This is a genomic window from Pseudomonas sp. GM41(2012) (genome assembly GCF_000282315.2).
In the GTDB taxonomy this organism is placed as follows: Bacteria; Pseudomonadota; Gammaproteobacteria; order Pseudomonadales; family Pseudomonadaceae; genus Aquipseudomonas.
Map to the genome: position 1 here is coordinate 212,100 of NZ_AKJN02000008.1, position 12,359 is coordinate 224,458.

The 12,359-nt window shown below is 59.9% G+C and carries 13 protein-coding genes; 8 read left to right on the plus strand and 5 right to left on the minus strand.

Translation table 11 applies throughout. The features are described from left to right. Positions 1-29 precede the first annotated feature (29 nt). Positions 30-920 carry a DMT family transporter gene (locus PMI27_RS07295; RefSeq protein ID WP_033053553.1) on the minus strand — a complete coding sequence of 297 codons (891 nt, stop codon included), beginning with the start codon at positions 918-920 and terminating at the stop codon, positions 30-32. 294 nt (positions 921-1,214) lie between these two features. Here PMI27_RS07295 and PMI27_RS07290 point away from each other — a divergent pair, with 294 nt between their 5' ends. The 3 genes from PMI27_RS07290 to PMI27_RS07280 all read left to right on the plus strand — a co-directional run bounded on the left by PMI27_RS07290 (position 1,215) and on the right by PMI27_RS07280 (position 2,643). Then, a complete protein-coding gene (locus tag PMI27_RS07290) occupies positions 1,215-1,796 on the plus strand; it encodes a DJ-1/PfpI family protein (RefSeq protein ID WP_008152949.1) in 582 nt (193 codons plus the stop codon). A 14-nt stretch (positions 1,797-1,810) separates the two neighbouring features. Further along, the gene (locus tag PMI27_RS07285) at positions 1,811-2,116 is read left to right on the plus strand and encodes a ribbon-helix-helix domain-containing protein (protein ID WP_008152951.1); all 306 of its coding nucleotides are present in this window, start codon (positions 1,811-1,813) and stop codon (positions 2,114-2,116) included. A 182-nt stretch (positions 2,117-2,298) separates the two neighbouring features. Further along, the gene (locus tag PMI27_RS07280) at positions 2,299-2,643 is read left to right on the plus strand and encodes a YegP family protein (RefSeq protein WP_008152953.1); all 345 of its coding nucleotides are present in this window, start codon (positions 2,299-2,301) and stop codon (positions 2,641-2,643) included. 133 nt (positions 2,644-2,776) lie between these two features. On the opposite strand, the gene PMI27_RS07275 is transcribed toward PMI27_RS07280, so the two are convergent. Next, positions 2,777-3,664 carry a dihydrodipicolinate synthase family protein gene (locus PMI27_RS07275; RefSeq protein ID WP_008152956.1) on the minus strand — a complete coding sequence of 296 codons (888 nt, stop codon included), beginning with the start codon at positions 3,662-3,664 and terminating at the stop codon, positions 2,777-2,779. 29 nt (positions 3,665-3,693) lie between these two features. After that, positions 3,694-4,476, minus strand: coding sequence for an aldolase (locus tag PMI27_RS07270; protein WP_008152958.1), 783 nt, complete (start codon positions 4,474-4,476; stop codon positions 3,694-3,696). Positions 4,477-4,635: 159 nt separating this feature from the next. Between PMI27_RS07270 and PMI27_RS07265 the strand changes: the two genes are divergently transcribed. Further along, a complete protein-coding gene (locus PMI27_RS07265; protein WP_008152960.1) occupies positions 4,636-5,178 on the plus strand; it encodes a helix-turn-helix domain-containing protein in 543 nt (180 codons plus the stop codon). A 102-nt stretch (positions 5,179-5,280) separates the two neighbouring features. Here the strand turns inward: PMI27_RS07265 and PMI27_RS07260 are convergent, their stop codons facing one another. After that, on the minus strand, positions 5,281-6,300 hold the full coding sequence (locus PMI27_RS07260) for a DUF4917 family protein (RefSeq protein ID WP_008152962.1): 1,020 nt from the start codon (positions 6,298-6,300) through the stop codon (positions 5,281-5,283). A 156-nt stretch (positions 6,301-6,456) separates the two neighbouring features. Between PMI27_RS07260 and yiaY the strand changes: the two genes are divergently transcribed. Further along, positions 6,457-7,605, plus strand: a complete 1,149-nt coding sequence (gene yiaY, locus PMI27_RS07255; protein ID WP_008152963.1) for an L-threonine dehydrogenase — start codon at positions 6,457-6,459, stop codon at positions 7,603-7,605. Between the two features lie 48 nt (positions 7,606-7,653). On the opposite strand, the gene PMI27_RS07250 is transcribed toward yiaY, so the two are convergent. Then, positions 7,654-8,889: an aminotransferase class I/II-fold pyridoxal phosphate-dependent enzyme gene (locus PMI27_RS07250; protein WP_008152965.1), complete on the minus strand. Its 1,236-nt coding sequence runs from the start codon at positions 8,887-8,889 to the stop codon at positions 7,654-7,656. A 239-nt stretch (positions 8,890-9,128) separates the two neighbouring features. Here PMI27_RS07250 and PMI27_RS07245 point away from each other — a divergent pair, with 239 nt between their 5' ends. From PMI27_RS07245 to PMI27_RS07235, 3 genes are all read left to right on the plus strand, one after another. Further along, positions 9,129-10,037, plus strand: a complete 909-nt coding sequence (locus PMI27_RS07245) for a LysR family transcriptional regulator (RefSeq protein WP_008152968.1) — start codon at positions 9,129-9,131, stop codon at positions 10,035-10,037. A gap of 172 nt (positions 10,038-10,209) precedes the next feature. Beyond that, positions 10,210-11,403: a CaiB/BaiF CoA transferase family protein gene (locus tag PMI27_RS07240; protein ID WP_008152969.1), complete on the plus strand. Its 1,194-nt coding sequence runs from the start codon at positions 10,210-10,212 to the stop codon at positions 11,401-11,403. After that, on the plus strand, positions 11,400-12,326 hold the full coding sequence (locus PMI27_RS07235; protein ID WP_008152972.1) for a hydroxymethylglutaryl-CoA lyase: 927 nt from the start codon (positions 11,400-11,402) through the stop codon (positions 12,324-12,326). Before PMI27_RS07240 ends, PMI27_RS07235 begins: the two co-directional genes overlap by 4 nt. Positions 12,327-12,359: the final 33 nt, after the last annotated feature.

A 12,359-nucleotide genomic window follows, 5' to 3' on the forward strand; every position in this document is an offset into this window, starting at 1 on the left:
GAGCAAGCTTTGCTCCTACGGGGCGGGGATCAGGCTGTGGCAACCTGCGCTGGCTTGACGGCCGTCTTGCGCCCCAGCATCACGGTCACGATCACCCCGGCGGCAAACAGCCAGGTGATCGGCTCGATGTGTTCGCCGAAGAACAGCGCCGAAAAGGCGATGGTGAAGAAGATCTGCAACAGCTGGATCTGACTGACCCGGGCAATCCCCCCCATCGCCAACCCGGCGTACCAGGCAAAGAAACCGATGAACTGCGAGAACAGCGAGACGTAACCGAAGGCCCACCAGGTCTTGGCCGAAATCTGGCCCTGATGTTGCAGCGCCAGGTACAGCACCGGCCCGATCAGCAACGGCGTCGACAGCACCAGTGCCCAGCAGATCACCTGCCAACCGCCCATCTCCTTGGCCAACCGGCCGCCCTCGGCATAACCCAGGCCGCCAACGGCAATCGCCCCGAGCATCAGCAAATCACCGGCCTGAATGCTGCCGGCCCCGCTGATCAGCGCATAACCCAGCACCAGCGCGCTGCCCAGCGCAGCGCAGGCCCAGAAGGCTTTCGACGGGCGTTCGTGGGACAACCACGCGGCGTACAGCGCCACGCACAACGGCTGTAAGCCGTTGACCAGCGCACCGTGAGACGCCGGCAAGGTTTGCATGGCCCAGGCCGACAACACCGGGAAACCGAGGATCACCCCGGCAATCACCAGGGTCAGGCCTTTGACCTGTTTCCAGGTCGGCCATTTTTCCCGACGCCAGAGCAACAGCAACGCCGCCGGAACCGCCGCGAACAGCGCGCGGCCCAGGCCGTTGAGCAGCGGATGGAGTTCCTGCACGACGATCCGTGTGAAGGGCAGGGTGAGGCTGAAAATCACAACGCCGAGCAGGCCGAGGGCCATGCCGGTGTTTTCGCGCGAGGACATGATGGCAACCAGAATCGAGGGTGGCGGGAAGACCTTCATCTAGCCATAAACCCGGCGTTTGCAGCTGTTACAGCTAGGCGCAGAGTTATCCGTACAGTTGCGAGTAATGCTCGCAACGTAGGAGCTGCCGAAGGCTGCGATCTTTTGACTTTGATTTTTAAAGATCAAAAGATCGCAGCCTTCGGCAGCTCCTACGGGGGATTGGCGTAGTAGTCGGGTATTACCTGCCATGCTGATTAAGGACTACCTTGAATACTCCTGCAGGCCCACGTATTTCCCAGAGGAGTCCTCCCCATGGCAGCTAAAAAAATTCTGATGCTGGTCGGCGATTACGTCGAAGACTACGAAGTGATGGTGCCGTTTCAGGCGCTGCTGATGGTCGGCCACACAGTGCACGCCGTTTGCCCGGACAAAACCGCCGGTCAGACCGTACGCACGGCAATCCATGACTTCGAAGGCGACCAGACCTACAGCGAAAAACCCGGTCACCTGTTTGCCCTTAACTTCGACTTCGCCAAGGTCAAGTCCGAGGACTACGACGCCCTGCTGGTACCGGGTGGTCGTGCGCCGGAGTACCTGCGCCTGAACGAAAAAGTCCTGGAACTGGTGCGAGCGTTCGACAAGGCCGGCAAACCGATCGCCGCCGTGTGTCACGGCGCACAATTGTTGGCGGCCGCGGGGATTCTCGAAGGTCGCGAATGCAGCGCCTACCCGGCCTGTGCTCCGGAAGTGCGCCTGGCGGGCGGTACGTTCATCGATATCCCGGTGACGGAAGGTCATGTTCAGGGCAATCTGGCCACTGCTCCGGCCTGGCCGGCGCACCCGAGCTGGCTCGCCGGTTTCCTCGGGTTGCTGGGCACCAAAATCACGCTGTAACGAGGGACCTTTCCATGTGCGAGCTCTACGTCAAAGCCGATCCGATTCTCTACGAATCGCGCTCCCGCTCGCTGCGCATCTGCGGGGTGGTCACCACCCTGCGACTGGAGAATCAGTTCTGGGACATCCTCAGCGAAATCGCCGAGGTCGACGGCATGACCACCAACCAGTTGATCGCCAAGCTGTATGAAGAGGTGATGGACTACCGCGGCGAGGTGGTGAATTTCGCCTCGTTTTTGCGGGTCAGTTGTACGCGCTATTTGAGTCAGCGACGGGTGCAGGCGCCGGAGTTATCGGTGGTGCGTGCGGCGGTGAAGTAGGTAGATTTTGTGCTGACCTTACCGGCCTCATCGCGAGCAGGCTCGCTCCCACAGGGGAATTGTGTACATCGATCCATTGTGGGAGCGAGCCTGCTCGCGATGAGGCCCAGACAGGCGACAGATGTCCCGGCCTGGTCTTTACTCTGAAGCGCGAAACCTCTCAATTGCCAAGGAGAAAGAGCATGTCTGGATGGTATGAAGTGAGTAAAAGCAGCAATGGTCAGTTCAAGTTTGTACTGAAGGCCGCTAACGCGGAAACCATTCTGACCAGCGAGCTGTACACCACTCGCGCTGCCGCTGACAAAGGCATCGTGTCGGTTCAGAGCAACAGCCCGAAGGATGAACGCTACGAGAAGAAAACCACCAAGGATGGCCATCCTTATTTCAACCTCAAGGCTGCTAACCACGAGATCATCGGTAGCAGCGAGGCTTACACCTCCGCTGCCGCGCTGGAGAAAGGCATCGCCAGCGTCAAAGCCAACGGGCCGACCACGGTGATCAAGGACAAGACCCTGCCGGTGCTTTGAACCCCGATACAAATCTCCTGTGGGAGCGAGCCTGCTCGCGATAGCGGTCTTCCATTCAACATTTTTGTCGAATGTTCAGCCGCCTTCGCGAGCAGGCTCGCTCCCACATTGGTTTTTTGTGTGTATTCGTGGATCAGCGCAATGCGGTCAACAATTCCTGCAGTTGACTGCAACCCGCCTCGCCGAGTGGAAACACCGGCAACCGCGGGTCACCCGCTTCCAGCCCGGTGGCGCGCAAACCGGCCTTGATCGTCGCCGGCAAGCCACCTTTCAGAATGAAATCCAACAGCGGCAACTGGCGATAAAACAGTTCGCGTGCCTTGCCCAGATCGTTGGCCAATACCGCTTCATACAAATCAAGATTGAGCTGCGGGATCAGGTTCGGTGCCGCTGTGCACCAGCCTTTCGCGCCTGCCGCAAAGGCTTCCAGCGCCAATGGATTACAGCCGTTGTAGAACGGCACCCGACCTTCGCCCAATCGTTGCAGCTGGTGCATGCGCTGGATGTCGCCGGTGCTTTCCTTGACCATCGTCACGTTGTCCACGGCATTGAAAATCCGCAGGATCAGGTCCACCGACATGTCGGTGCCGCTGGTGGCCGGGTTGTTGTAGAGCATGATCGGTACGCCGATGTTCTCGCCGATGGCGCGGTAGTGGGCGAGGATTTCCGCTTCGCTGAGTTTCCAGTAGGACGTCGGCAGCACCATCACCACATCGGCGCCGTGGGCTTCGGCGAAACGTGCGCGGCGTACTGCTTTGGCGGTGGTCAGGTCGGACACGCTGACAATGGTCGGCACGCGTTTGGCCACGTGTTTGACGCTGAATTCACTGACCTGATCCCATTCCGCGTCGCTCAGGTAAGCGCCTTCGCCGGTGCTGCCCAGCGGTGCGATGGCGTGCACGCCGTCGTCGATCAGGCGATCGATGGAACGCCCGAGCGCTTCGAGATCAACGCCCTCACCGTTGGCGGTGAACGGAGTGATGGTGTAGCCGATGATGCCGTGAATGTTTGGGGTCGACATGGCGACTCTCCTCTTGAAAATGAGTGGTTTCAGTTCAGGCAATCGGCGTGTTGACGCAGGTTCTGCCGAGCGTAGTAGTTGAAAGCGGCGGCGTGACGTTTCGGCCTGGCGATCCAGTCATGGGCTTCGCGGCCCAGCGCTGGCAGGATCGACTTGATGGTCCCGGCGCTCATGGCCAGCAGTTGCAGCTTGGCGGCGCGTTCAATCAATTGCGCAATGACACAGGCTTCTTCGATGGTCGCGCCGGTGGACAATTGGCCGTGGTGCGAAAGCAGGATCGCTCGTTTGTCGCCCAGGGCGGCGGCAATCAGTTCACCTTCCTCGTTGCCCACCGGCACGCCCGGCCAGCCTTCGAGAAACGCGCAATCGTCGTAGAGCGGGCAGAGGTCCATGTGGGAAATATGCAGCGGCACTTCGAGCATCGACAGCGCGGCAACGTGGGTCGGATGCGTGTGAATGATGCAGTTCACGTCTGGCCGCGCGCGGTACACCCAGCTGTGGAAACGGTTGGCCGGGTTGGGCATGCCGTGGCCTTCAAGCACGTCCAGGTCTTCGTTGACCAGCAGCAGATTGCTGGCGGTGATTTCGTCGAAACCCAGGCCCAGTTGTTGAGTGTAGTAGGTGCCGGGTTGCGGGCCGCGGGCGGTAATCTGCCCGGCCAGGCCAGCGTCGTGGCCGTTCTCGAACAGAATCCGGCAGGTCAGGGCCAGCTTTTGCCGGTCGGTCCACGTATTATCCGCCAGGGTATTTTGCATCTGGGTCAGCGCTTGCTTGACCAGTTGCTCTTTGGGTAGTGCTAAGGTCTTGGCCATATCGGTGTCCTTTGGGTGGTTCAATGGACGTCGGTTTTGCCGTTCACTCGTTGCTCGCAAGGTCATGGGTGAATGCAAATGACACAAGCGATGCTATATGACACCTTGTGTCATAAGCAAGAAAGAATCGTTGCTCCCTTGATGGATTAATCGCTCTACATGTCTATCCGTTTGAAATTACTGAGAAAAAAACTCGGCGTGACGCTGGAGGCCTTGGCCGAAAAGTCCGGCATGACCAAGAGCTATCTGTCGAAAGTCGAACGTGGGTTGAACACTCCGTCGATCGCTGCCGCGTTGAAACTGGCCAAGGCACTGAACGTGAAGGTCGAGGAGTTGTTCTCCGAAGACAACGTCAGCCTCGACAGTTACAGCCTGGTGCGCAGCGATGAGCGCCAGTCCCTGGCAGCCAACGATGACAGCCCGGGTTACGCGGTGTTGGCCCGTCAGGTCAGCGAGCGCAGTTTGCTGCCGTTCATGATTTACCCGCCGACCGAGTTTGCCGACAAGACCTTCAAGGAACATTTGGGCGAGGAGTTTCTGTTCGTGCATGAGGGGCAGGTGGAAGTGGACTTCATGAACGAGCGGGTGCTGCTCAATCGTGGGGACGCGCTGCATTTCAATGCGCAGAAACCGCATCGGATACGGTCAGTGGGCGAGGTTCAGGCGCAGTTGCTGGTGGTGGTGCATAGCGTCGAGGAATGAGTCGATTGGTCTGACGCCTTCGCGAGCAAGCCCGCTCCCACATTGGAAATGCGTTCCCTGTGGGAGCGAGCCTGCTCGCGAAGACATTAGCCGCGTCGCCGCCTAAACCTCGACGGGAACCGTTAGCTTTGGACTCCCCAACGCATGCGTCTTCGAATCAAAAAACCGCAACTCACTCCCGGTGCCTTCAAACACCTTCGCGTAGTGCCGCTTCTGGTGCTGAATGAACGCCTTGCTGCGCGGATAAATCGAGATCGCCACCCTTTGCGGTTTCGCCTGGCGCAAGGCGTGAATGATGTGGCTGTCCTGCTCACCCAAGGCATGGCCAAACAGGCACAACCCGTCGCCATGGCCAAGTAGCTGGTCGTAGCAGAACGACAGATAGTCCGAGCTGCGAATGGTTTTGAGCTTGTCCTGCGCCGGACCTTCATTGACGAACAGCGGCACGTCATCGAGGGTCTTGATCGTGTTGTTGATCGCGAAACTGCCGAGCAACGTGCCCTCGGTCGACATCAGTTTGCGCGCCGTACCGTCCTGATTACGCACCAGATGCAACCCGCCGTGCAGGTAAAGCAGGCGGGTTTTATCGGTCGTCGTGGCGCTCAGATCAAAGCTTGATTCTGCACCCTGAAACAGGTCGCTGATCGCATCAGGCTGGTGCTGGGTCGCCCAGTAATTGAGCAGGTCGTAGTTGGTGGTGAACACGGTCCGGTAGCGGCCCAGTTCCTGATTGATCATCGCCAGCGACGAAGGCACCACCAGCCGCCACGGGATGTGCACCGCGTGCACGGTGTTGATCAGTGCTTCCTTGATCGCGTAGTAACGATTGCGCGGCGCGGCGGAACTCACGGCCAGGGCCTTGTTGACCCGGCTGGTGGTTTTCAGCGCGCTGAGCACCTGCTCGAAGCTGCGCGTCTGCAGGGCGTCGAACACGCTCAGCTCGGACTGGCTCAGGGGTTTTTCTTCGACGGTACGGGCGTTTTCGAACAGCGAGTCGTAGCCGAAATCGTCCCACACGGCGCGACTGGCGCCGTTGCCCACCAGCAGGCCACTGAACGAGGCGGTGGCGCGCAAGGCGTTCCAGTCTTCAAGTTGGGCATCAACATCCTGGAAATCGGTCATTGCGTTCAAAGTCTCAAAGCAGAAGGTCTGATGGGCGGCGACTTTATCACGACCAAGACTTGAGCCAGATCAAGTTACTGCGTGACCGATAGGTCGATCCTGTGGGTACCCGCTGGATCGGCGCTACCGATTCGGCATCAGCCAGGAGACTCGCTCATGAGCAGCACGTTTTTCATCCCCGCCGTGAACATCATGGGCATCGGTTGCCTCGACGAAGCCATGGACGCCATTCGCAAGTATGGTTTTCGCAAGGCACTGATCGTCACCGACGCCGGGCTGGCCAAGGCGGGTGTAGCGAAAATGATTGCCGAGAAGCTGGCGATGCAGGACATCGATTCGGTGATTTTCGACGGTGCCAAGCCTAACCCGAGCATCGCCAACGTCGAGAGCGGTCTGGGTCTGCTGAAGGAAACCCGCTGTGATTTCGTGGTGTCCCTGGGCGGCGGTTCGCCCCATGACTGCGCCAAAGGCATCGCGTTGTGCGCGACCAACGGCGGGCAGATTGGCGATTACGAAGGCGTCGATCAATCCAGCCAGCCGCAACTGCCGCTGATTGCCATCAACACCACCGCCGGCACCGCCAGCGAGATGACCCGTTTCTGCATCATCACCGACGAGTCCCGTCACGTGAAAATGGCCATTGTCGATCGCAACGTTACGCCGCTGCTGTCGGTCAACGACCCGGCGCTGATGGTCGCCATGCCCAAGGGCCTGACGGCTGCCACTGGCATGGACGCGTTGACTCACGCTATCGAAGCCTACGTTTCCACGGCGGCCAATCCGATCACCGATGCCTGCGCACTGAAGGCGATCACGTTGATCAGCAACAACCTGCGCCTGGCCGTCCGCGACGGCAGTGACATGGCCGCGCGGGAAAACATGGCTTACGCACAGTTCCTCGCTGGCATGGCGTTCAATAATGCATCCCTGGGTTTTGTCCACGCCATGGCTCACCAGTTGGGCGGGTTCTACGACTTGCCGCATGGTGTGTGCAACGCGGTCTTGCTGCCCCACGTACAAAGCTTTAACGCGCTGGTTTGCGCCGATCGCCTCACCGATGTCGCCCTTGCGATGGGCGTCGATGTTCGCGGTTTCACCCCGGAAGCGGGCGCCCAGGCGGCCATCGTGGCGATCCGCAGCCTGTCCAAGGACGTGGAAATCCCCGCCGGTTTGCGTGAGCTCGGCGCCAAGCTCAACGACATCCCGATGCTCGCCAGCAATGCCTTGAAAGATGCGTGTGGCCTGACCAATCCTCGCGTGGCGGATCAGCGCCAGATCGAGGAGATTTTCCGCAGCGCGTTTTAGGAAGTCTTGCGGCCCCCTGGAAGCCTGCGAGGCTTCCAGGGTTTCAGTTCAACAGCCGATTTCCCGGCCTCGAGTGCGTAAAAGCTCGGTAATGAGTTCACAAAAGTGGCGGATCAGCATCGGCTCCATGTCGGCGCGCAGGGTGATTCTGATGGCTGCCTTGCCTTGTGCGACCACCGGGAAAAAAACCGCCGAGGTGAAGAAACCGTGATTGGCCAGTTCCATGGCGATGCTGTTGGCGAGCGTTGCTTCGCCGCAGCTGACCAATCGAATGGCCATGTTGCTGTTGTGTTGATCGGTGCGTATGAGGCTGTCGAAGAGCCGGATATTAACCTGAAGTTTTTCCTGCAACGCGGCAAATTCCAGCGTGCGATGTAGCAGGATGGACGCTCTGCCCGCGCCAATGGCTGCACTGTCCAGGCTTTGCGACCAATTGCTTGGGCCGCCGTAACGGGCAATGAGCCTCTTCTGCCGTTCATTGCCCAGCATGACCAGACCACCGCCGGCGCCAAACGAGTTGGCCAGCGAGGCGACGATCAGGCAGTCATTTTCCAGGGCGTGCAACCTGGGGCGTATGAGGCCTGCTCCCGATGTTCCGACGGCAGACAGCGCGTGGGAATCGTCCAGGTAGAGAAACAACCCATAGCGGTCCTTGAGATACAAAAGACTGTCCATGTCCGCGACCCCGCCCATGCTGTAGGCGCTGTCTGCGACATACGCGACGGTGCGGTGTTGCTGACACTGCGTCTCGAGAAAATCCATGTCGTTATGAGGACTGGTCACGACCGTGGTTTCATCCGCGCAGGCGGCTTTGAGGTGATTCATCGAGTAGTGCGCCAACCGGTCAAAGACCATCACGGGAGGGCGGTTTTCCGTGAACACGCCGCTGGCCAGCAACGGCAGGATTCCGGCACTTGCCGCACTGCACGACAAGGTGCTCAGGCAGCTGGCGCCGAACAACTCGGACAGTTCGGTTTCGTACTGTTCCAGAATCGCCAGCTTGCAGCGGTTCTTTGAGTTGGCGACGCGAAGGGTGCCGGTTTCCCACAGGGTATTCATGGCGCCGTCGAGAATGTCGGGATGGTGATCCAGGCCCAGGTACGACGTCGTGCAGAAATGATGAAACGCGCGCCCGTGCTGATCGAGCATCCGGTTGGCACTTTTGATTTCGACGTTAAGCCCCGAAATTTTCCCGGCTTCAGCGCTTTCCCAATCGTGATCGGCCAACGCGATGACTTTGCGGTAGTTGGTGTAGCGGTTTGCCGCGTGTGCTGTCTGGTCCATGTGAAAATGACTTTCCTTGAATGAAACGATCCATGAGTTTGTTGCAGTTCGTGTGTGTTTCCAGACTTTACAGAGCGCGGCGAAGGCTTTGAATCGGCTGTTTCCGGTAGGGCTGAGTGTTACAAGAGATTTATGTGTAGGACGATGCCTCGTGATGTTGTGGGCAATTTGCTTTGCCGAGTCGCGTAGAAACCGGGCTATCCTGCCGACTCAGTCGAACAGAAGTCATCGAGCCCTCCATGCTGCAAAAAAGCCTGATCCGCCGCCTCGACCTGATCACTCTCCAGCTGTTTGTCGCCGTTCATGAGGAGGGCACGCTGACCCGTGCCGCCGCGCGTGAAGCCATCGCCGTGTCGGCGGCCAGCAAGCGGCTGATGGAGTTGGAAGAAGCGTTGGGCATCAGCCTGTTCGTGCGCCAGGCCAAGGGCATGACCCTTACGCCGGCCGGTGAAACCTTGTTGCACCATGCTCGGCAGATGCTGTTCAACGTCGAGAAAATGGGGCTCGAACTAGGCGAACACAGTCACGGTATCCGCGGCTATGTGCGGATGCTCGCCAACCTGTCGGCGATCATTCAATTCCTGCCCGAAGACCTGCGGGACTTTTCCGAGCGTCATCCTCAGGTCAAGACCGACCTCGAAGAACGCCCCAGCAGCGGGGTGATTCAGGGTGTGCTGGATGGCGTGGCGGACCTTGGGATCTGCTCCAGTGACAGCGACGTCAAAGGTCTGCACAGCGTGCTTTATCGACAGGACAAACTGATGGTGTTGATGCTGCCCGATCATCCGTTGGCGAGTCGTTCCAGCCTGGCTTTCGCCGATACGCTGGGCAGCGATTACGTCGGTCTGCATTCCGCCAGTTCGATCAATATGCGTACCCACGCAGCCGCGCGAGAGGCCGGCAAAGTGCTGCGGCTGCGGATTCATGTACCGGGTTTCGACGCCATGTGCCGGATGGTCCAGGCCAACATGGGCATCGGCATCCTGCCGCAAAAAGCCTATGAGCTGTTTGGCCGGGCGTTGGGCTTGCACGCGGTGCCGTTGACGGATGACTGGTCGGATCGCGCGTTGGTTCTAGTGGTACGCGATGAAGCGGCGCTGTCGCCGGTGAGCCGGATGTTGTTTGAGCATTTGCGTGGGCAGGTCTGATCATTCTCGATTGGATGGACTGGCCCCATCGCGAGCAGGCTGACCTGAGGTCGCGGTCATCTCAGGGCGTTCGCGTTTCGCGAACGCTCGTTGCCAACTGAAGGTTGGATTCCAGCCCTCGTGGTCCTCTAGCCTTGGCACATATTCCAAGAACAACATGAGGTACCCCGCGATGACTGCCCCTTTAAGTGCAATCAAAGTGATCGAGATCGGCACGCTGATCGCCGCGCCGTTCGCCGCGCGCATGCTCGCCGAGTTCGGCGCCGAAGTGATCAAGATCGAAGCCATGGGTCAGGGCGACCCGCTGCGCAAATGGCGCAAGCTGCACGAAGGCACGTCGCTGTGGTGGTACCTGCAATCGCGAAACAAGAAGTCTCTGGCGCTGAATCTCAAATCACCTGAAGGCATCGAACTGGTCAAGCAACTGGCGACCAGCGCCGACGTGCTGATCGAAAACCTGCGCCCCGGCGCCCTGGAGAAACTCGGTCTGGGCTGGGACGTGTTGCACGCCCTCAACCCTAACCTGACGCTGGTGCGTATATCCGGTTATGGCCAGACCGGCCCATACCGTGATCGTCCGGGGTTCGGTGCAATCGGCGAGGCCATGGGCGGAATCCGCTACACCACCGGCACCCCCGGTTCACCACCCGCCCGGGTGGGTGTCAGCCTCGGCGATTCCCTAGCTTCGTTGCATGCGGTAATAGGTGCCTTGATGTCGCTGCTGCGGGTCAAGACCGGGCAGGGCGGTGGGCAAGTGGTCGATGTGTCGCTGGCTGAAAGTGTGTTCAACGTCATGGAAAGTCTGGTGCCCGAATACGACATGCTCGGCCATGTTCGGGAGCGCAGCGGCGGGGCCTTGCCGGGCATCGCGCCGTCCAACACTTATCTGACGGCCGATGGTGCCTACGTGGTGATCGCCGGCAACAGCGACCCGATCTACAAGCGCTTGATGGACGTCATCGGTCGCCGTGATCTGGCCGATGCGCCGGAGTTCGCCCATAACGACGGGCGTGCCGCCAAGAGCAACGTGCTCGACGCGGCGATCACTCACTGGACCAGCAGCCTGCCGATCGACGATGTGTTGTCGGCACTGGAAGCGGCCGAAGTCCCGGCCGGGCGCATCTATTCAGTCGCCGACATCGTCGCCGATCCGCACTATCAGGCGCGGGACATGCTGCTCAATGCCGACCTGCCCGGCGGTGCCACGGTGAAGATGCCCGGCATCGTGCCGAAAATGTCCGAGACGCCCGGTGGCGTGAACTGGTCCGGACCTGCGTTGGGCCAGCACACCGACGGCATCCTCGCGGGGCTGGGCCTTACGGATTCGGACATCGAACGGCTGAAAGCTCAAGGGGTGGTGCAATGATCACTGATTTTTCCGAGACCCTGATTGTTCAGGAAGTCTCCCCCCGCGACGGCTTGCAGATCGAGCCGACCTGGGTCGAAACCGTCGACAAGATTGCCTTGATCGATCAGCTGTCGCTGGCCGGTTTCAGCCGCATCGAAGCAGGCTCGTTCGTTTCGCCCAAGGCGATTCCGGCGCTGCGTGATGGTGAACAGGTGTTCAAGGGTATCACCCGGCAACCGGGGGTGATTTACGTCGCGTTGATCCCCAACCTCAAAGGCGCGCAACGGGCGCTGGCGACCAGGGCCGACGAGTTGAACCTGGTGATGTCCGCCAGCCAGACCCACAACCAGGCCAACATGCGCATGCGTTGCGAAGCCTCATTGGCCGCGTTCGGCGAGATCGTGCAATACGTGGGAGGGACGACGGTGCGACTCAATGCCAGCATCGCCACCACCTTCGGCTGCCCGTTCGAAGGCAAGATCGACGAGGATCGCGTGCTGCAAATCGTCGAGGCGTATCAGGAGCTCGGAATCCAGGGCATTACCCTGGCCGACACCACCGGCATGGCCAATCCGCGGCAGGTTGATCGTCTGGTGCGGCGGGTCTTGCAGCGCGTTTCGCCAGCTGATTTGACCCTGCATTTCCACAACACTCGCGGGCTCGGTCTCTGCAACGTGCTGGCCGCCTACGAGGCCGGTGCCCGACGCTTTGACGCGGCACTGGGCGGGCTCGGCGGTTGCCCGTTCGCGCCGGGTGCCTCGGGCAATATTTGCACCGAGGATTTGGTCAACCTGTGCGATGAAATCGGCATTCACACCGGCATCGATCTGCCGCTGTTACTGCAATTGTCGCGAGGATTACCCGCGCTGCTGGGCCACGAAGTGCCCGGTCAGCTGGCCAAGGCCGGACGCAATTGCGATCTGCATCCAAGCCCTTCCTGACTCCAACAAACCCTTGTAGGAGCCGAGCTTGCT